Genomic DNA, 19,900 nt, shown 5'->3' with positions numbered 1-19,900 from the left:
ATAATTGTCAGGTTTGAGATTCGTTTAGATTTAAATCAGGATCTTCTTCAGGGATTCAGCTATACTGCGCCATAAAAAGTTATAAAAGGATTTTTCCTGAATACGTTCCAACTCAACATCAGCAGTTTTTGTCTTGTCATTGGAGTCATTTTTAACTAGCAGGTTAAGGATAGCACTTTTGAGTTTGGCTTCTTTTTCAGGCTTTTTCTTTTTGTATAATTTCACTTTAAGATCGTCGTAATCCAATGAAGCATTTCCTTTTGAGATAATATCATTCCCATAAAAGTTAAAGCGATATTTGTTAAAAACTCCTGTGAATGATGCATTTATATAAGGTTTGCTGAATCGTCCCATTGCCGCAACATCAAAATTTGAAATTACGCCCTGAATATGAAAACTGTCTTTTTTATCTAAAACATTAAAACTCCAGTCGACATTAAGAGGTGAAGTTTTCATGAAAATACAATTTACCTTAATCTCAACATCATTGGTTTTTTTTAAGCCAAAGCCACTTCTTAGATTGGTTGCCTGTAGATTAAATTTATCAAAATTCAGAACCCCAGGCCCTTTAGAAAAATCTATTTCTTCTTCATAAACCAATTTTGATTTCAAAGCCTGTAAAGTGTCAATTTGAAGCGGAAATTTAATATTTCGTAATAAGTGGTTGTAAAGATATTTTTTGCTTAAATCGTCTTTTGGCATTTTGCCGCGATAAATATTGGCATCAAAATGATTGATTACAACCGAATTTGCTTTGAAGAAAAAGCGATCATTCTTAAAGCCCCAGTTCATTTTTTTAATTTGGGCCGAATCAAATTTGAGTGTATAAATGTCTTTTTCTTTTTCTAGCCGTTTCGTAAAATCACGTCGGTTAAATTGTGGCAGATTAGAGAAATTATTGATTTTTAAAAAGTTCTTTTCAGTACTTATTTTGCCAATATTGATATGATAAAAAGCACTTGGTCTGTAAAATAAACTATCAATAACCAGTGCATAAGTTTTATATTGAATTGGGATTTTTTCTTTAAGGGTAGCATCCGTAATTAAAATTCCTTCCAGTTTTAATATGATTTTCTTAACGCTAAAAATTGGTTTTTCAGTATCTAAAGAAACAACATCGATTGTTCCATCATTCAAATAAATGTTAGAAACAGCAATTATTTTTCTGAATGGTTCAATAATTTGCGTTTTGATGCTTTTGCTGTTGTTTAATAGTTTTTCCCCTTTTTTATATAGAATTACACGGGGTTTATTGATAATAATGCTTTCAGCCTGAATGATATCGTTAAAAGCCAAATCCCAAATATTGAAATGCTTAATTGTGATGGACTCGATTTTAGAAAAAAGTCCATTTTTACTGTCTTTAGGTGCATTTTTCGGATTTACTAATAACGTCTCTGCATAGATATTTCTGGACCATAATGACACTTCAATTTTTTCATAATTGATATCATAAGCGGTGTTGTTTTTCTCATGAATAATAATGGGAAGCTGTTTTTTGATCCAGTAGTTAAGACCGATGTTGAGAAATATTCCAACAAGAAGTACAGAAATTAAACCGATTGCTATTTTTTTGTAGATTGACATTATATCGTATTGGTATTAATTACATAAATTTAGGTTTTTTAATAATATTGTTTTTTACACGATTTAGATTATAAGTTATAATATTACTTTTCCTAAGCTTTGAGTATGAAGATAATTAAAAAGATTTTGTTAGCAGTTTTAGTACTGTTGGTAGTTACTGCGATAAGTTTATTTGCTTATATTTTTCATTTGAAACCCCAATATGAAGGGGAAGTACAATTAAAAAATCTCAAAAAAGAAACTACCGTATATTTTGATGATTTTGGGGTGCCTCATATTTATGCTGAATCAGAGAAAGATGCTATGACTGCTTTAGGCTATGTTCATGCGCAGGAAAGGTTATGGCAAATGGAATTACTGCGTCGAATTGCTCCGGGACGATTATCTGAAATTTTTGGAGGCGTCGCACTTAAAAATGATAAATTTTTTGCCGGAATTGGTATTGAAGAAGCTTCTGCAAAAGCAATTGCGAAATTGAATAAAAACAGCGAAAGCTATAAACTTACTAAGGCTTATCTTGACGGAATAAATCAATATTTAGAGAATGGGGTTACACCAATAGAATTTACTTTGGTAGGCGTAAAAAAGCAAAAATTTACCATAGAAGATGTGTATAATATTTTCGGTTATATGTCTTTTAGCTTTGCAATGGCACAAAAAACGGATCCGTTAGTAACCGTGATTAAAAATAAATATGGTGCGGAATATTTGAAAGACTTAGGAATTGAAGGCGAATTCAATACAACACAAATTAAAAACTCAAAAGAAAATATCGAAGAATATACTGAGATAGCAAAATCAGTTGCTCTTCTGTTGGATAAATCTCCAGTTCCACCGTTTGTTGGAAGCAATAGCTGGGTGGTGGGACCAAATAAAACCAAAACAGGAAAAGTTATTTTTGCAAATGATCCACATATCGGATTTTCTCAGCCTGGAACCTGGTATGAAGCACATTTAGTTACACCGAAGCAAGAATTGTATGGTTGTTACTTGGCAGGAACTCCATTTCCGCTTTTGGCACACAACAGGGATTATGCTTATGGTCTGACAATGTTCGAAAATGATGATATTGATTTTTATCAGGAAAAAAACAAAACAGGTGACCCTTCTCAATATCAAACGCCGACAGGTTTTAGCAAATATGAAATCAGAAAAAAACAATTAAAGTAAAAGATTCTTCAGATGTTGTCCTTACAGTTAAAATAACGCGCCATGGACCTGTTATGAATGATTTAATTGAGCGCTTAGAGAAGAAAAATCCAATTGCGATGTCATGGACATACACTAGAGAACCTATCTTGATTTTAGATGCAGCTTACGGACTTTCGCATGCTAAAAACACAACCGATTTTAAAAAAGCGGTTAGTTTGATCGCTGCCCCTGGGTTAAACGTGATGTACGGTGATGCCAAAGGTAATGTGGGTTGGTGGGCGAGCGGGAAATTGTATAGGCACAATGAGGGGGTCAACACACACTTAATTTTAGATGGCTCAACAGGTAAAGATGATATTACGAAGTTTTTAGATTTTGAAGAAAATCCTTCAGCTGAAAATCCGAATTGGGGATATGTTTATTCTGCCAATAATCAGCCAGAACCTATTGATAACGGATTTCTTTACCCAGGATATTATTTGCCAGAAGACCGCGCCAAAAGAATTTCTGGACTTCTGGACGCAAAATCCGATTGGGACAAAGAAGGGATCAGTAAGATGATTTACGATAACACTTCTGATGTTGCGGTTGGTGTGGTTAAAGATCTGATTTCAGGTTTAGATTCAAAACCACTTTCAAACAAAGAAAAAGAAGCATTGAAAATTTTAAAATCATGGAAAGGAACGACGAATATAAAGGATGTCGCGCCTACGATTTACAACAAGTGGATTTATCTCTATTTGAAAAATACTTTTGAAGACGAAATGGGTAAAGAAAACTTCAATTTATTCTTAGGAATTTCTTTAGGAAAACAAGTTATAGCCAATCAGATCAAAAATGAAAACTCGATTTGGTGGGATAATATCAAAACCAAAAATATAAAAGAAACCAGAAAAGAAATTGTTTCAAAATCATTTCGCGATGCCGTTATTGGTTTGCAAAATCAGTTAGGTGAAAATATTTCTGACTGGAACTGGGGTAAAGTACATACCGTTGAGCACGAACATCCATTAGGTAAAGTCGCTGCTCTCCGCAGATTATTTAATGTCGGACCTTTCAATTCTCCAGGTTCCAATGAAGTAATCAATAATTTGTTTTTTGGATATAATGACGAAGGGAAATATTATGTAAAAGGCGGTCCTTCAACAAGAAGAGTCGTTGATTTTTCGGATATAGAAAACAGCTGGAGCATCTTACCGACAGGTCAATCCGGGAACCCATTTAGCAAACATTATGATGATCAGACAGGAATGTACAACGCCGGAAAATTTAGAAAGATGAAACTGAATAAAGACGAGATTATAAGGACTTCGACAAAATTGGTTTTCAAACCTAAGAGGTAGGTTTTTTAGGTTCTAAGAAAGCATGGAACCTAAGAATCTCAGCAAGTTTATTTAGAAATATATTTTCCCTTAACAATATCCCTGGCATATATGTCAAGGTTATAATTAAGTGCCTTGTTGGTTGTCATGATATTGGTAGTCTGATATATTTTATCTTTTTGGTATGTTTTTAAAAGTGTTTCCAATTCTATTTCATCATGAAATGCAAACAAATTGTAAACAGCATCCCTGAAGTTTCTAAAGTTGATTGTCTCCGTTATTTTCACAGTTTTTTGTTCATCCCAATTTTCTTTGCTGGCAGTTTCATTTATTTTATTTAAACAATAATCAACAAAGTAAGTTTTGTATTGAGTTGTCTCAATAATTTTATTTACAATAATTGCATTTTGCTGTGTGGGCATTTGTACTATAGTCTTGTATTGTTGTGAAATACTTATACCAGGTACAAACATAAATAGTAATAAAATCAAAGGAGGGTATTTAGTAAAGTTTTTCATAGGTTATTAAAGTTGCATATTGATTAGGGTCGCGCTAAAATAATATTTTTTGCTTTAAATATCCGATTTACAATAATGACTTTCAATAAAAAACCGACAATACAAAGAAAAAAATGTATTGTCGGAATAATCAGGATGATAGTTGAAATGAATTATCTTATTAATTATTTTCTGGAGCTTCGCATTGCCTTTACAACTTTAATGTTTTCATCTTTTGAATACTTCTCATATTCACTGGTTTCCATTCCGTAAAGGGCAATTTTTCCATTTTCATCATTGTGAATTCCCCAACCGTAACGTTTTGTTAAAGGAGAAGCTCTTAGGCATGCTTGTCCTTTAGAAAAAAATGTTTCCCTGGTATTTTTGTAATCTGACTTTGTTACATCATTTTTTTCTGCAAAGACCTGAAACAAAACATCATCCGACGAATATTTGTAGGGGTTTTTACTAATCATATCAAATTCAATATTGGCTATTGTTTTATTTGTGCCTTTTAGAGGTGGAATTTCCCCATTTGCTACAGGACAATCTTCTGCAACTTCAATAAATGTATTCTGATAATTTGTAGTATGGACTTTCATCTTATAATATTCATTCGTTAGCAATAATCTAAAATACAACTTTTACACAGAGAGATTGTGAAATAAAAGGATCGTTTATGTTTAGTTTTTTGAAATTTCTAATAAAATTTTCTTTCCATTTTCATTCGTAGGATCAAGTTCAATAGATTTTGAATAATTTTCTATGGCTAGTTTTTTTTCACCATCGGCTAAATAAGCTTCTCCTAAACTATCGTAAGCATTTCCTGATTTAGGAAAAGTGACGACATTGATTTTGAAAACTTCGATTGCTTCTTTCTTTTTTCCCGCCGTTAATAATAAGTATCCAATTCTGTTCATGTCGCCTTCCTTGATTTTATAGGTAGGATCATTTTTTAACTTTGTATAAGTATCAAGCCCATAAACAGTTCCTTTTGTCATAAAAACATCCAGTAATTCAAGTGCTAATGATTTTTTAGGCTTATCAAAAGGCTGATTATATAAAATAGCACGAATTGCATCGTTCATTTCGTTTAAAACTGTTCCGCCTGTATTGTTCAGTAAAACGACCAGATTCTTGTCGGCAGGAACTCGTGAAATAATGGTATTGAAACCGTTTATTCCTCCGCCGTGTTCGATGACTTTTACTTTGTTTTCAGTGCCATTTGAAGCTTCTTCTATAGACCATCCGTAGCCATAGGAATCATTTCCGCCAGTATTGATGTAAGGTTTAAACAACAAATCCATAGACTTTTGAGAGAGTAATTGATTTGTATAAAACGACTGATCCCAAAGATACAAATCTTCAACAGTCGAATATAAAGAACCTGCTGCATACGGAATACTCATGTCTATGTAGGGAGCATTGTGAATGCTTTTTCCTTGTTTTTCGTAACCTGAAGCCCTGTCCTTTAAGATGATATCACTATGATCATAACCTGTGTTGACCATTTTTAAAGGTCTAAGTATGGTTTCCTGCAAATATTGTTCATATGTTCTACCCGAAACTTTTTCAATAATATAGCCAAGTAGAAAATAACCAGAATTACTGTAACTGAATTTTTCGCCTGGCTTAAACTGAAGAGGCAGTTTATCAAATGTTTTTACAAATTCTTCAGGAGTGTAGGGATTTCTGCTTTTGTCTTTAAAGAAATCAGGAGCATCCGTATAATTAGGAATTCCGGATGTGTGTGTCAGTAGATTATGAATCGTTATTCTGTCGCCGTTTTCTTTCGGGTAATCCGGTAAATATGTAGTAATCGGGGCATCAAGTTTTAGTTTGCCATCTTCGACAAGTTTCACAATCAGGAAGGCTGTAAATTGTTTGGTTATTGAACCTAATCTAAATTTTGTAGTTGTTTTATTGGGTATATTCCATTCCATGTTGGCAAAGCCGTACCCTTTTTTAAAAATAACTTTTCCGTTTTCAGCAACTAAGGCTGAACCGTTGAAAAGGCCATATTCATTGTATTTGTTTAAAAGCTGTTCGATTTTTTTTGCCTTATCCTGAGAAAAAATAGTTGATGTGAAGAGATGAACAATTGTAAAGAGCAAGATTAGTTTAATTGATTTTTTCATAATGACTGATTCGTTTTTTGATTGATGATTTTTTTTAATTCTTAGATATTCAGTAAGTTGTGTCGAATTTACGATTTTTTAATGAATTGATTTATCTCATAATGTATTAGACGATTGATCTAGTTTTTGGTTTCAACATCGGTCCTTTTTTTATTGATAAATTATTAAAAGGATTTGCTTATGAAAGAGAGTGCCGCATGAGGGATAGCAGCGGTATCCTTTTGTGAAGAGAAACGGAACAAAAGATTTAGCGGATAGCCCGGCTCGCTTTTTCAGCGGGTCATGCCCATGTAAATATTTAGATTTTCGTAGCCTTTACGGTAAATAATTGCTGTATTTTAAAGCTTATGTATAATTATTACTTATTTTTACGACCCAATATTAGATTTTCCCTTGATGCAAACTCCATTAAAAATTGCTGTAGTTGGTTCCGGACTTGTAGGATCACTTTTGGCAATTTATCTTAAAAAAGCCGGTCACACTGTTCATGTTTATGATCGTAGTCCTGATATCCGCCAAATCAATTTTTCCGGGCGTTCTATAAATCTTGCCATGTCCAATCGGGGCTGGAAAGCCCTGGATGCTGTTGGTATTGGAGACTCGGTTCGCGAAATTGCAATTCCGATGGACAAACGTGCGATTCATTTGGTTGATAAACTTAATTTTCAGAATTACGGTCAGGAAGGAGAATCGATATATTCGATTTCAAGAGGAAGACTAAACCGAAGAATGATTGACCTGGCTGAAGAAGCAGGTGCCGAATTTTATTTTGAACAGAAAGTTTGGGATGTTACTTTGAGTGATGCGACTTTGCACATTGGAGAAACTGAAAGAGGGGAGTGGGAAGAACGAAAATTTGATATGGTTTTTGGAGCCGATGGTGCCTTTTCTAGGATTCGCCACAGAATGCAGCGTCAGAGCATGTTCAATTATTCACAGGAATTTTTAAATATGGGTTATAAGGAACTTAATATTCCGGCAAATGCAGATGGCTCGCATAAACTGGATAAAAACTCTTTTCATATCTGGCCAAGAGGAGAATATATGCTGATTGCACTTCCTAACCTTGATGGAAGTTTTACCTGTACTTTATTCATGCCTTTTGAAGGAGAAAATTCTTTTGCGTCTTTAACAGACCGAAAAATGGTAGAAAATTTCTTTACGAAAAACTTCCCGGATTCGATTGAGGTAATTCCGGAACTCGCAAATGATTTCTTTAAAAATCCAACGAGTACTTTGGTAACGATGAAATGTTTTCCGTGGACTTTTGAAAATAAAATTGCATTAATTGGAGATGCATGTCACGCCATTGTTCCGTTTTACGGGCAAGGAATGAATGCCGGTTTTGAAGACATTTCGGTTTTAAATGAAATGATTGAAAGGTACGGTGACGACTGGACAAAGATTTTTTCAGAATATCAAATTTCGCGAAAGCCAAATGCAGATGCGATTGCAGAACTTTCTTATCGCAATTTTATAGAAATGAGCACTAAAACGGCAGATGAAAAATTTTTGCTGCAAAAGAAGATAGAAAAAGTTTTTTCAGACAAACATCCGGATAAATGGATTCCGCTATATAGTCGTGTAACATTTAGTGATCGTCCTTACGCAGAAGCCTTGGCGATAGGAGATTTCCAAAACGAAATTATGGAAGAAGTTTTAAAATTAGATAATATCGAAAACATCTGGAATTCACCAGAAGTTGAAAACAGGATTCTGGAATTGCTTGCCAAATAAATCCAATGTCAAAAATCAATTCAGAAATTAATAATGTAATTGATTTTCGACATTTTAATTGTTTTTATTTTTTTAAGAATTTCGATAAAACTCCAAAAACGCCTCTTATAAACGTAGCACTTGTAACAACTTTAAGAACAGATTTTGTAACTACTTCAGTAGTGCTGGGCTCTGTTTTTGAAGGTTTAGCCGGAGCTTGTTTTTCTTGTTCTGTTGCTGCCTGTACAGCCTCTTCAATTTTTTTGTTCAGAATTTCGTAGGCACTTTCACGATCGATTTCTTCACTGTATTTTTTAACTAGTTTGGATTTGTTGTTTATTTCTTCAATTTCATCAGTAGTTAAAATATCCATTCGACTTTGAGGAGCGCGCATCATGGTCGCAACCAATGGAGTCGGGACTCCTTTTTCGTTCAAGGCAGTCACCAGTGCTTCCCCAATTCCTAAACTCGTAAGTAATTCATCGGTTTTGTAATATTCAGAAGTTGGGTAATTATCTGCTGTTTTTTTAATTGCCTGACGGTCATTTGCGGTAAAAGCCCTAAGGGCATGCTGGATTTTTAGTCCCAGCTGTGCCAAAACACCACTTGGAACGTCCATTGGATTCTGCGTTATAAAATAAATACCAATTCCTTTCGAACGAATCAGTTTTACAATAGTTTCGATTTGCTCTAACAAGACTTTGCTGGCTTCATTAAAAATTAAATGTGCTTCATCAATAAAAATAACTAATTCAGGTTGGTCAGCATCTCCTTTTTCCGGCATTTGCTGATAAATTTCCGCCAGTAGGCTTAACATAAATGTAGAGAATAATTTAGGTTTGTCCTGAATATCGGTCAGGCGAATGATATTTACGTATCCTTTGCCACTTTCATCAATCCGCATCAAATCATCAATTTCAAAAGATAATTCTCCAAAAAACAAATCGCCTCCCTGTTGCTCGAGTTCAATTATTTTTCTTAGGATAGTTCCTGTGGTTGAAGTAGAGATCTTACCATAACTTTCTTCAATTTCTTCTTTACCTTCTTCTGTAATGTAGTTGATGACTTTTTTAATGTCTTTTAGGTCCAATAAAGGCATGTTTTTGTCATCACAATATTTGAAAATTACAGCAACGACGCCTGCCTGTGTGTCATTAAGATCTAAAATCCGTGAAAATAGTACTGGTCCAAATTCAGAAACAGTGGCACGCAGACGTACACCACTTTGTTTAGATAATGACATTAACTCAACAGGAAATGCAGCTATAGTATAAGGTAGGTTTATTTTAGCATGACGTTCAGTAATAAAACCTTCTTCTTTTCCTTCTTTTGCAATACCGCTAAAATCACCTTTTATGTCCATCATCAGAACAGGAATTCCGGCATTTGAAAGCTGCTCCGAAAAAACCTGGATTGTTTTTGTTTTACCTGTCCCGGTAGCACCTGCAATGAGTCCGTGACGATTTAAAGTTTTAAGTGGAACCTTTACATGCGTTTCCGGTGTTGCTTCTCCGTCCAGAATGGCGCCGCCTAAAATGATGCTGTCACCTTTAAAGGAATATCCTTTATTTATATCCTCAATAAAATTGTCCTTTTTATTCATTTTTTGTTCGTGATTTAGATGATTATAAGAGTATTGCTTAGGTTTTAATATGATTTTTTTAACATTAAACCGGCCTTTTTAGTTGGAAATAATGCAAAAAATAATTTCGCAACATTTTAAGAAGATAGCAAAGGAATATTTGAATATTTACTAAAACGTTGTAATTTTTCTACAAATTGACCTTTTTTTTGTTTTATCAAAAAAATGATGCGGGCAATTTAATGAGAACTTTTTTAAAATCAAGTTAAATTTGCTTCAATTAAATTAAAAAAAGTTTTTTTATTTAAACTAAACGTATAAATTTGCTACCCTACAAGTTAAATTATAACTAAAAATAAAAATTATTTAAAACTATTAAAATTAAAAAAAATGGCAAACGTTAAAGTTAAAAAAGAAAGCACTTCAAATGGAGGAGGAATGGTTTCAGGAATCATTATTGCAGCATGTGTTTTTGTTGGTTGGTTAATCTGGAAATTCGTTATGGGTGATTCAGCTAACTTTGAAGGTGGTAATCCGGAAACAGGTCACCCAATCAATACTTTAGGAATGGTGTATAAAGGAGGTTTCATTGTACCAGTATTATTAGGTATGTTTTTAATGGTTGTTGTTTTTTCTATTGAAAGATTTATCGTTATTTCAAAAGCTGCAGGTAAAGCTAACTTAGATACATTCATGAAAAATGTACAAGGAAGTATTAAAGAAGGAAACATTGAGGCTGCTATCGCTTCATGTGACAAACAACAAGGTTCTGTTGCAAATGCAATTAAATCTGCTTTGATTAAATATCAGGACGTTAAAAAAGAAGGATTCAACAGTGAAGAAGCTTCAGAAGTAATCCACAAAGAAATCGAAGAGGCAACTTCATTAGAAATGCCAATGTTAGAGAAAAACATGACTATCATCTCTACTTTAGTATCATTAGGAACATTAGGAGGATTATTGGGAACTGTATCTGGTATGATTAAAGCGTTTGGTGCGTTAGCTTCTGCTGGTACTCCTGATCAGGCTGCTCTTGCAACAGGTATCTCTGAGGCACTTATCAACACTGCAACAGGTATCTCTACTTCTGTATTAGCGATCGTTTCTTATAACTTCTTTACTGCTAAAATTGACGATTTAACTTACTCTATCGACGAGGCTGGTACTACAATCGTTAATACTTACAGAAAATTCAGAGGAAGCTTAAGACAATAATTAATTTTTGATAATAATTAGAATTAATTATCAAAATAAAATAAAAAGAGAATGGCTAAAATAAAAATGAAAAAAAGTCAACATCGACAGATATGACTGCCATGTGTGATGTTGCGTTCCTTTTGCTTACGTTCTTTATTTTGACCGCTACTGCTAAGGTGCCAGAGGCACTTCCTGTTGATACTCCATCATCTACTGTACAGACTAAACTGCCAGATTCAGATTTGGCTATCATCTCAGTAGGTAAAGGAAAAGACGGAAAAAGCAAAGTGTTTTTTGATTTAAAAGGAAGAGAGTTGCGTAAAAGAACTCTTGAAGGAATGGGTAATAAATTAGGCGTTTCTTTTTCAGATCAGGATAAAGAGAAATTTGCACTAATGGATGACTTTGGTGTGCCTCTTGCAAGTTTAAAGCAGATTATCGATATGAAAGCTGCGGACAGAAGCAAGGCTAATCAGCCTGGAGTTCCTATCGATTCTTTAAACAATCAATTAAAAGAATGGCTTTTGGTTTCAAGAAGAGCAGCTATTGATTTAGATGATAAAGAATTGCAGATTGCAATAAAAGGAGATGCGAAAGAAGATTATCCACAAATTAAAAAGATTATGGATATCTTACAAGATCAGAAAATCAATACCTTTAACCTAGTTACTGGTATGAGAGGAAAAGACTTTTAATTAAAAATATACACTAAAATGGCTGAATTAAATACCGGCGACGGTGGCGGCGGAAAAGGTGGCAAAGTAAGAAGTAAAAAGCAAAATTCTAAGGTCGATTTGACGGCAATGGTGGATTTGGCATTCTTATTGATCACGTTCTTTATGTTGACCACAACGTTGTCAAAACCTCAATCGATGAGTTTAGGTTTGCCAGATAAAGATGAGGATGAAACTAAAAATAAGGACATAAAAGTTGATGAAAAACGAACTATGACCATTATGATGGGTGAGAATAATAAACTAATCTATTATATGGGATTATTAGATTCTCCTATTGCAGGTCCTAAAGATATCGCTTATGGGAAAGACGGTATCCGTAAAGAATTACTGGCTCGTAAAAAGTCTGTAATAGAATACACAGGAAGTAAGGATAAAGGTATCATTGTAATCATCAAGCCAGGTAAAAAATCTAAGTATAAAAACTTAGTAGATATTTTGGATGAAATGGCTATTACAGGAGTTGGAACTTATGCAATTGTTAATGACTTTCAACCTAAAGAAACAGAATTGTTAGAGAAAAAATAAAAGCAATTTTATTTTGTCAATAACCTAATAATTAAGAAATATGAAATTAGATATTATTAAAAATCAGTGGCTTGATATCGTATTCGAAGGACGTAATAAGATATATGGAGCATACGAGCTGAGAAAATCAAATACTAAAACCACGGTAAGAGCCCTTATCATTGGTTCTGTTATTTTCAGCTTAGCTATTGCTGCACCTCTTATTGCCAGCTTTTTACCAGATTCAGGTGAAGAGGAAGTAAATAACGATATTAAAATTACGACGGTAAAATTACCTCCTAAGCCAAAAGAGCCGGTAAAGCCAAATTTACCGCCTCCACCACCACCGCCACCAAAAGTGGATCAGGTGAAATTTGTTAAGCCAGTAGTGGCTAAGACTGAAGAGATTACTGAGGAGCCACCAAAAATTGTGGATCTTAAGGAAAAGAAAATCGGTTCTGAAACTATCAAAGGTGATCCGGATGCAGTTTTAACTGTTGATGAGCCAGTAGGTAAAGGTCCGGTTGCTGAAATCGTTCAGGAAGACAACAACGTATACAACACAGCTGGTATCGAAGTAAAACCAGACTTTCCTGGAGGAATGGAGAAATTCTACAAATTCGTAGGAAACAACTATAAGACTCCGGAAGAAGAAGGTTTAAAAGGTAAAGTATATGTTACTTTTGTAGTTGAAAAAGATGGTTCATTAACAGATATTAAAGTTTTGAGAGATATCGGTTACGGGACTGGAGCTGAAGCTATCAGGGTTCTTAAAAAATGCCCAAAATGGACTCCAGGCGAACAAAATGGTAAAAAAGTAAGGGTACTTTACTCTCTGCCAATTACTATTCAATCTGCAGAATAATGTTAAAAAATATACTTAATAGTATTCAGAAGAAATCGCTCAAAGAGCGATTTCTTCTCGTTTTAGGAATATTGTTTTTTTTAATTTATCTTGTACTGGGTTTAATGATTATGTTTTGGAAGAAGCTGCCATTGAACATGGATCCTATGTACAGATATGCATTTGGCATCTTATTGATAGTATATTCCGCAATTCGATTTTTGAGATTAATAAATTCTAACACTGAATAAGTATGTTAAAGAATGTTAAAGTTTTGGGCTTAGTCATTTTTATTTTGTTGTTTGCAATGTGTAATCAAAAAAGTAAAAATGATTCTAATAATGAAACGATTTTAAAAGGGACGATAGAAATTGCAGTTGATGAAACTGTGAAGCCAATTGTGGATGATCAGGTTGCTGTTTTTGAAGGAACATATTATGATGCGAAAGTAAATACTAAGGCTAAATCTGAAGCTGAAGTAATTAATGACCTTCTGAATGTAAAAACAAAGGTTGCTATTACAGCGCGAGATTTAACTCAGGCAGAAAAAGATAAATTTATAAAGCTTAAAATAAATCCAAGAGTTACACCGTTTGCGATTGATGCAATTGCTTTTATTTCAAATAAGAGCAATAAAGATACATTGATTGCGTTGAAAACTGTAGTTGATTTCATGAAAGGAATACCAAATCCTGGAATAAAAGGTCTGGTGTTTGATAATCCTAATTCAAGTACAGTACGGTACATGAAAGATTTGGCTAAAGTTAAAGATATTCCTGCTGACGGTGTTTTTTCTTTTAAGACAAACGACGAAGTAATAAAATTTGTTTCGGAAAATGATGGAATGATTGGTGTGGTGGGAGTTAACTGGCTTTCACAGCCAGTTCCTGAAATGCAGGATTTAGTTCACAATATAAACGTTCTGAGTGTTAAAGGAGTGAAGGATAATAATTATTACAGTCCTACACAGAATGACATCGCTGAAGGTAAATATCCTTTGGCACGTGAATTGTATATCATAAATTGTCAGGGATACACAGGATTAGGAATGGGCTTTGCTTCCTTCATTGCCGGAGACATTGGTCAGCGAATTGTTTTGAAATCGGGTTTAATGCCTGTCAAAACTCCTGGTAGAAAACTCCAGATTAGAAATCAGATTACAAACGATAAAGAAAATAATTAATTACAATAAAGATGAACAAATTCAAAATTTTAAGTCTTGCCTTAGTTGCTTCAGCTTCTGTTGTAAAAGCGCAAGACATCAAAGAGGCTAAAAAAGCAATCGATGCAGAACAATTTCAGAAAGCAAAGTCTTTACTGAAATCAATTATAAAAGCTAAACCTTCTGATGGTGAAGCTAACTTTGTTTTAGGGAATATATATTTAAATGAAAGTGTTGTTGACTCTGCTAAAATCTATTATTTAAATGGATTGGAGGCATCAGATAAAAAGAATTTAAATTATATTGGATTAGGTCAACTTGACTTGGATCAGAAAAATACTGCAGCTGCCCAAACTAACTTCGGCTTGGCAACAAAAGATATGAAACGCAAAGATGTAGATGAATTTATTTATATCGGTCGTGCCTATATTAATTCTGATAATCCGGATTACAATAATGCTATCGCTGTTCTTAAGCGTGCTTTGGCTATTGAACCGCAAAATGCTACTGCTCTTTTAGCAATTGGGGATGCATATTATGGAGCAAATAATCAAAATGATGCTTATAAAGCTTACCGTGATGCCTTTACTGCTGATCCAACGCTTTTGAGAGCTAAAATGCAATTAGGCGTTTTGTTGAAAGGAGCGAAATCGTATGATGAAGCAATAAAATCATTCAATGAAGTTATCGCTTTAAATGCTAATTATGGTCCTGTTTACAGAGAGTTAGCTGAAACATATTACAAATGGGCAAGAAATAAGCCTTCGACTGCTAAAGTGAATTTACAGAATGCAATTACGAATTATGAGAAATATTTAAGTCTTACAGACTATTCTTTAGATTCTAAAATGCGTCATGCTGATTTCTTAATCTTGGTTAAAGATTATAAAAAACTTGAAGAGGTTGCAAACAAAATGATTGCAGAAGATAAAGTGAACCCTAGGATTTTCAGATATTTAGGATATGCTGCATATGAAAATGGAAACCCTGATGTGGCAATTAAATCTATTGAAGATTTTATAAAAGTGCCTACAAACAAAGTAATTGGCAGGGATTATTTATATTTAGGTTTATCTAAAATTAAAAAAGGGACTAATGCAGAAGGTGTTGTAGATCAGGCTGCTTTCGATGCTGGTTTTGCTGATATCAAGAAAGCAATTGAATTAGAACCTTTAGTTGTAGAAGAGCTTGCAGATTTTGGTAAAGCTTTATTCGGAAAAAAACAATACACTCAGGCTGCCGCTATTTTTGAACTTGGAGCAGCTAACACAGAATCTAAAAATTATTTAGATGACGCTGTGTATTATGGAATTTCTGTTTACTACGGAAATGCTGGAAAACCTGTTGAAAGCCGTGATAAAGCAGCTTTAGCAAATGCAGATGCTACTTTTGACAAAATTTTAGTAGCTTCTCCTACTTATGACGAGGCTTATATTTACAAAGCCAGAATCAATAGTTTATTGGATAAAGATGATTTGATTATCAAGTATTACACAGAGTATGTTAATAAAATTACTGCTAAAGGAGCTGAAGAATTAGCTAAACCTGCGACTGTTAAAAAAATTGTTGAATCTTATAATTCAATTGGTGCTGCTTATGCTAATACTGATAAAGCTAAGGCTGTTGAATACTTCAATAAAACTTTGGCTTTGGATCCTGCTAATACTTACGCAGCTCAATCAGTGAAAGCTTTAAAATAATTAATCCAATTATTAAAATAAAATACAAAAAACCGATAGTTTTCAAAAGCTATCGGTTTTTTTGTTCCGTATTTAATTGACTATCTTTGCACTTTAAAATAAAATAATGTTATCAAAAGAAATACAATTAGAAGTAAATAAAGGAGCAATGTTGCCTTTGATGGAAGAATTTTATACCATTCAGGGAGAAGGTTTTCATACAGGAACTGCTGCTTATTTCATAAGAATTGGAGGTTGTGATGTAGGATGCCATTGGTGTGATGTGAAAGAAAGCTGGAATGCAGAATTGCATCCGCCAACAAATGTGGATTTAATTGTAAAAAATGCTTCCGTTTATGCTGATACGGTTGTTGTCACAGGTGGTGAGCCTCTAACATGGGATATGAGTTTGCTTACCGGTAAATTAAAAGACAAAAATTTAAAAGTTCATATAGAAACGTCAGGTGCTTATCCTTTATCCGGTTCATGGGATTGGATTTGCCTTTCTCCTAAAAAAATAAATTACCAACGCAGACTGTTTATGATAATGCGGATGAACTAAAAGTAATTATTCATAATAAGCATGATTTTATTTTTGCTGAAGAACAGGCAGAATTGGTAAATGACAACGCAATTTTATTTCTACAGCCGGAATGGAGCAAAAAAGAAGAAATGACTCCTTTGATCGTAGAATATGTAATGAACAATCCAAAATGGAGAGTTTCTTTACAGACACATAAATATTTGAATATTCCTTAAAAGAATATGGATTAAAAAAACTCTTCATTCGAAGAGTTTTTTATTTTGATTACACAATTAGTGTAAAAAGTAAATATTTTAGTCTAAATTGTAAGTCTGGCTAAATAATCATAATGTTCTCCTTCTAAAATCAATTCACATTTCAAGCCATTTGCAGTAGCGGCATTTTGAAGTGTATTATAATCTAAATAAAGCCAGTCAAAAGGTTCTTCTTTTTCTCCTTTATAAGATATAGTAAAGACAAGTTCACCATAATAATCATTATCGGATGGAATCCATTTTCCTCCATCTTCATCTTCATCAAACATATAAATGATGTCTGAACTGTCTATCAAAATTTGACCGTCCTCATTTAAAAGTGATTTTAGTTTAGATAAATATTTATTGCAGTTCTGTAATTTTCCGAAAATACCTGTGCCGTTCATTAGCAAAAGTATCGTGTCAAATTTTTCTCCCTCAAAATCTAATATGTTTTGAACCTGGGCATTTTTTATACCTCGCAATTTACAAGTTTCAATTGCTTTTTCTGAAATATCAATCGAAGTCACATCTAAATTGCGGTCTTTTTCCAGTGAAAGACTATGACTTCCGGCTCCGCAGCCAACATCTAAAGTCTTTCCGAAAGCTAATTCCAAAGCTTTTTGTTCCAATTTTGGCATCTCTTTATAAGAACGGAATAGATATGTTACGCTCATTTCATCTTCTTCAGAAATTGAAGTCTCGGTAATAATGTCTTCTGGTGAATTATTAGTTTGAAAATCAAACATTGCTTTTCCGAAAAGATCTTTCATTGTAATTTAGTTCAAAGTTTAAGGTTTGGAATTTAAAGTTGTTTAATTTTGCAGATATATTTAATTAATACTCTTGAAACAAATTTTAAATAACTTAAATAAGTTAGCCAAAGATAAGCATATAGAAAACAAAAAGTATTTTGATAAGCTGAAAAAGAAACAACCTAAGAATTTAGATTATGTTATGCAGGATTTGCATGATGCAGAATTTAAAAAGACAGATTGTTTGCAATGTGCCAATTGTTGTAAAACGACTGGCCCATTATTTACTTTGGCGGATATTGAGAGGATATCCAAATCTTTCAGGCAAAAACCACAACAATTTATTGAGCAGTATCTTCGAATTGATGAAGACAAAGATTATGTTTTAAAAAGTGTTCCCTGTACTTTTCTGGATAATGAAAATTACTGTATGATTTATGATGTCCGTCCAAAAGCATGTAGAGAATTCCCGCATACCGATAGAAAAAAATTTCATCAAATAGCAGATCTTACTTTGAAGAATGTAGCAATTTGTCCTGCTGCTTATAATATTGTGGAAGAAATGAAGAAAAAAATGCCATTATAAGAGGCTTAAATAATTTGTAATTGTTTCGCGTTATAATTCTTTTTTACTTTTTTAAATGTATTTTTGACTAAGAGAAACAAACTGACTTTATAAATATAATAAGAACTTATAAATTGAACCTCGAATATTTTATAGCTAAAAGACTTATCACTGCTAAAGATTATAAAAGTAGCATTTCAGCTCCTATTATAAAAATTGCTATTTCGGCTATAGCTATTGGTATTATCATGATGTTGGTTTCAGTTGCAACCGGAATTGGATTACAGCAAAAAATCCGGGACAAAGTTTCCGCTTTCAACGGCCAGATTATTATTTCGAATTATGACAATAATAATTCTGATGTAACATTGATTCCTGTTTCTAAAAATCAGGATTTCTATCCTAATTTCAAATCGGTTCCTGAAGTGAGCCATATCCAGGCAATTGCAAGCAAAGCTGGGATTATCAGAACCGAAAATGCTTTCGAAGGAATTATTTTCAAGGGGGTTGGAGCCGATTATGACTGGAATAATATAAAAGAATATTTAGTAGAAGGAAAGTTGCCAGATTTTTCTAAATTATTAAATGAAGATGTTATAATCTCCAGATTTCTTGCAGACCGATTAAATTTAAAAGTAGGGGATAGTTTTAATACTTTTTTTATTAAAGATGAACAAGGAAAGATGCCTAATAGCCGCCGATTCAAAATTACAGGTATTTTTAATTCCGGTTTTCAGAATTTTGATGCAACATATATAATTGGGGATATTCGTCATATTCAGAGAATTAATAAATGGGCACCTGATCAGGTTGGTGCATTCGAAGTTTTTGTAAAAGATTTCGATAATATTAAAACTGCAGGAAATGAAATCTACGAACAAACTTCCTCGAGTTTAGATACAAAAACGATAATTGATAAGTACAGTTATATATTCGATTGGCTTCAGCTTTTTGATTTCAACATTATTGTTATTTTGGCTGTCATGATTTTGGTTGCAACAATAAATATGGTAGTTGCTTTATTAGTGCTTATCCTGGAACGCACACAAATGATAGGTATTTTAAAGGCATTAGGTGCTAACAATTGGGCAGTTCGAAAAATATTTTTGTATAATGCCTTCTATCTTATAATAAGAGGCTTGTTTTGGGGCAACTTAATTGGTATTTCAATATTGTTAATTCAGCAGCAATTTGGTATTATCCAATTAAATCCTGAAAACTATTATGTCAACCAGGCACCAGTTTATATAAATTGGGTTTATGTGGTATTATTAAATCTGATGACCGTTACGATTTGTTTCGTGGTATTATTAATTCCATCTTATATTATAACAAAGATTTCTCCGGTAAAAGCAATCCGTTTTGATTAACTAGCATATATGAGTAATTGAGAGCCCGGCAGTATTTTTTAAACTCGCCGGGTTTATTATTATATGTATGTAGAAATAAAATGTTCGGCTTATTGTATTCGAATTTCTTTTAAGATTTTAATTTGACTAGGAGCTATTTCCCGCTATTCGTTTCAATCTTTTGCTTTTTAAAGAAAAAAGCAAAAGGATTTTCACTTCTATCGGGGCTATGAGGTGCTTTTTTCAAGAGAAAGAGCCATGCAAAAGATATAATTAAAGCTTTTTTAAGATCAAAAGAAGCTTTTTAAAACATAACTTTTGTTCAGAAAAAAGTAAT

General features: G+C 33.3%; 16 protein-coding genes and 2 pseudogenes. 12 read left to right on the top strand and 6 right to left on the bottom strand.

The features are described 5' to 3' along the window. Window positions 1-30 precede the first annotated feature (30 nt). Window positions 31-1,587, bottom strand: a complete 1,557-nt coding sequence (locus tag P5P89_RS06865) for a hypothetical protein (RefSeq protein ID WP_278011288.1) — start codon at window positions 1,585-1,587, stop codon at window positions 31-33. Window positions 1,588-1,692: 105 nt separating this feature from the next. Between P5P89_RS06865 and P5P89_RS06860 the strand changes: the two are divergent. Further along, window positions 1,693-4,082, top strand: a pseudogene (locus tag P5P89_RS06860) (penicillin acylase family protein). Between the two features lie 47 nt (window positions 4,083-4,129). On the opposite strand, the gene P5P89_RS06855 reads toward P5P89_RS06860, so the two are convergent. The 3 genes from P5P89_RS06855 to P5P89_RS06845 form a co-directional block, all read right to left on the bottom strand. Next, window positions 4,130-4,579: a hypothetical protein gene (locus P5P89_RS06855; protein ID WP_278011287.1), complete on the bottom strand. Its 450-nt coding sequence runs from the start codon at window positions 4,577-4,579 to the stop codon at window positions 4,130-4,132. 164 nt (window positions 4,580-4,743) lie between these two features. Beyond that, complete coding sequence (locus P5P89_RS06850) at window positions 4,744-5,160, bottom strand: DUF6157 family protein (protein ID WP_278011286.1); 417 nt, start codon at window positions 5,158-5,160, stop codon at window positions 4,744-4,746. Window positions 5,161-5,241: 81 nt separating this feature from the next. Beyond that, a complete protein-coding gene (locus P5P89_RS06845) occupies window positions 5,242-6,696 on the bottom strand; it encodes a serine hydrolase (protein WP_278011285.1) in 1,455 nt (484 codons plus the stop codon). 396 nt (window positions 6,697-7,092) lie between these two features. On the opposite strand from P5P89_RS06845, the gene P5P89_RS06840 reads away from it, so the two are divergent. After that, the gene (locus P5P89_RS06840; RefSeq protein WP_278011284.1) at window positions 7,093-8,433 is read left to right on the top strand and encodes an FAD-dependent oxidoreductase; all 1,341 of its coding nucleotides are present in this window, start codon (window positions 7,093-7,095) and stop codon (window positions 8,431-8,433) included. A gap of 64 nt (window positions 8,434-8,497) precedes the next feature. Here the strand turns inward: P5P89_RS06840 and P5P89_RS06835 are convergent, their stop codons facing one another. Further along, the gene (locus P5P89_RS06835) at window positions 8,498-10,015 is read right to left on the bottom strand and encodes a helicase HerA-like domain-containing protein (protein WP_278011283.1); all 1,518 of its coding nucleotides are present in this window, start codon (window positions 10,013-10,015) and stop codon (window positions 8,498-8,500) included. A gap of 369 nt (window positions 10,016-10,384) precedes the next feature. On the opposite strand from P5P89_RS06835, the gene P5P89_RS06830 reads away from it, so the two are divergent. The 8 genes and pseudogenes from P5P89_RS06830 to P5P89_RS06795 all read left to right on the top strand — a co-directional run bounded on the left by P5P89_RS06830 (window position 10,385) and on the right by P5P89_RS06795 (window position 16,876). Continuing rightward, complete coding sequence (locus P5P89_RS06830; RefSeq protein WP_223683327.1) at window positions 10,385-11,209, top strand: MotA/TolQ/ExbB proton channel family protein; 825 nt, start codon at window positions 10,385-10,387, stop codon at window positions 11,207-11,209. Window positions 11,210-11,301: 92 nt separating this feature from the next. Beyond that, window positions 11,302-11,886 (top strand): ExbD/TolR family protein, encoded by a 585-nt coding sequence (locus tag P5P89_RS06825; protein WP_278011282.1) that lies wholly within the window; start codon window positions 11,302-11,304, stop codon window positions 11,884-11,886. 18 nt (window positions 11,887-11,904) lie between these two features. Continuing rightward, a complete protein-coding gene (locus tag P5P89_RS06820; protein ID WP_278011281.1) occupies window positions 11,905-12,453 on the top strand; it encodes an ExbD/TolR family protein in 549 nt (182 codons plus the stop codon). Window positions 12,454-12,493: 40 nt separating this feature from the next. Next, complete coding sequence (locus tag P5P89_RS06815; RefSeq protein ID WP_223683325.1) at window positions 12,494-13,297, top strand: energy transducer TonB; 804 nt, start codon at window positions 12,494-12,496, stop codon at window positions 13,295-13,297. Continuing rightward, entirely contained in the window at window positions 13,297-13,527 is a 231-nt protein-coding gene (locus P5P89_RS06810) for a hypothetical protein (protein WP_278011280.1), read from the top strand. The genes P5P89_RS06815 and P5P89_RS06810 overlap by 1 nt, the downstream gene beginning before the upstream one ends. 2 nt (window positions 13,528-13,529) lie before the next feature. Then, window positions 13,530-14,459, top strand: coding sequence for a PstS family phosphate ABC transporter substrate-binding protein (locus P5P89_RS06805; protein ID WP_278011279.1), 930 nt, complete (start codon window positions 13,530-13,532; stop codon window positions 14,457-14,459). Window positions 14,460-14,470: 11 nt separating this feature from the next. Further along, the gene (locus tag P5P89_RS06800; protein ID WP_278011278.1) at window positions 14,471-16,138 is read left to right on the top strand and encodes a tetratricopeptide repeat protein; all 1,668 of its coding nucleotides are present in this window, start codon (window positions 14,471-14,473) and stop codon (window positions 16,136-16,138) included. A 106-nt stretch (window positions 16,139-16,244) separates the two neighbouring features. Then, window positions 16,245-16,876: pseudogene (locus P5P89_RS06795) on the top strand (7-carboxy-7-deazaguanine synthase QueE). An 83-nt stretch (window positions 16,877-16,959) separates the two neighbouring features. Here the strand turns inward: P5P89_RS06795 and P5P89_RS06790 are convergent. Further along, window positions 16,960-17,667: a class I SAM-dependent methyltransferase gene (locus tag P5P89_RS06790; protein WP_278011277.1), complete on the bottom strand. Its 708-nt coding sequence runs from the start codon at window positions 17,665-17,667 to the stop codon at window positions 16,960-16,962. 73 nt (window positions 17,668-17,740) lie between these two features. On the opposite strand from P5P89_RS06790, the gene P5P89_RS06785 reads away from it, so the two are divergent. Then, window positions 17,741-18,235 carry a YkgJ family cysteine cluster protein gene (locus tag P5P89_RS06785; RefSeq protein ID WP_278011276.1) on the top strand — a complete coding sequence of 165 codons (495 nt, stop codon included), beginning with the start codon at window positions 17,741-17,743 and terminating at the stop codon, window positions 18,233-18,235. A gap of 113 nt (window positions 18,236-18,348) precedes the next feature. Then, window positions 18,349-19,584 carry an ABC transporter permease gene (locus tag P5P89_RS06780; protein ID WP_278011275.1) on the top strand — a complete coding sequence of 412 codons (1,236 nt, stop codon included), beginning with the start codon at window positions 18,349-18,351 and terminating at the stop codon, window positions 19,582-19,584. Window positions 19,585-19,900: the final 316 nt, after the last annotated feature.

The sequence above is a fragment of the Flavobacterium gyeonganense genome (assembly GCF_029625295.1).
GTDB classification, from domain to species: domain Bacteria; phylum Bacteroidota; class Bacteroidia; order Flavobacteriales; family Flavobacteriaceae; genus Flavobacterium; species Flavobacterium gyeonganense.
This window is presented reverse-complemented; position numbering and strand designations above follow the sequence as displayed.

Excerpts from the sequence above, each read along its gene's own strand:
- P5P89_RS06865 (WP_278011288.1), bottom strand. The coding sequence starts at position 1,587 with ATGTCAATCTACAAAAAAATAGCAATCGGTTTAATTTCTGTACTTCTT.
- P5P89_RS06855 (WP_278011287.1), bottom strand. The coding sequence starts at position 4,579 with ATGAAAAACTTTACTAAATACCCTCCTTTGATTTTATTACTATTTATG.
- P5P89_RS06850 (WP_278011286.1), bottom strand. The coding sequence starts at position 5,160 with ATGAAAGTCCATACTACAAATTATCAGAATACATTTATTGAAGTTGCA.
- P5P89_RS06845 (WP_278011285.1), bottom strand. The coding sequence starts at position 6,696 with ATGAAAAAATCAATTAAACTAATCTTGCTCTTTACAATTGTTCATCTC.
- P5P89_RS06840 (WP_278011284.1), top strand. The coding sequence starts at position 7,093 with ATGCAAACTCCATTAAAAATTGCTGTAGTTGGTTCCGGACTTGTAGGA.
- P5P89_RS06835 (WP_278011283.1), bottom strand. The coding sequence starts at position 10,015 with ATGAATAAAAAGGACAATTTTATTGAGGATATAAATAAAGGATATTCC.
- P5P89_RS06830 (WP_223683327.1), top strand. The coding sequence starts at position 10,385 with ATGGCAAACGTTAAAGTTAAAAAAGAAAGCACTTCAAATGGAGGAGGA.
- P5P89_RS06825 (WP_278011282.1), top strand. The coding sequence starts at position 11,302 with ATGACTGCCATGTGTGATGTTGCGTTCCTTTTGCTTACGTTCTTTATT.
- P5P89_RS06820 (WP_278011281.1), top strand. The coding sequence starts at position 11,905 with ATGGCTGAATTAAATACCGGCGACGGTGGCGGCGGAAAAGGTGGCAAA.
- P5P89_RS06815 (WP_223683325.1), top strand. The coding sequence starts at position 12,494 with ATGAAATTAGATATTATTAAAAATCAGTGGCTTGATATCGTATTCGAA.
- P5P89_RS06810 (WP_278011280.1), top strand. The coding sequence starts at position 13,297 with ATGTTAAAAAATATACTTAATAGTATTCAGAAGAAATCGCTCAAAGAG.
- P5P89_RS06805 (WP_278011279.1), top strand. The coding sequence starts at position 13,530 with ATGTTAAAGAATGTTAAAGTTTTGGGCTTAGTCATTTTTATTTTGTTG.
- P5P89_RS06800 (WP_278011278.1), top strand. The coding sequence starts at position 14,471 with ATGAACAAATTCAAAATTTTAAGTCTTGCCTTAGTTGCTTCAGCTTCT.
- P5P89_RS06790 (WP_278011277.1), bottom strand. The coding sequence starts at position 17,667 with ATGAAAGATCTTTTCGGAAAAGCAATGTTTGATTTTCAAACTAATAAT.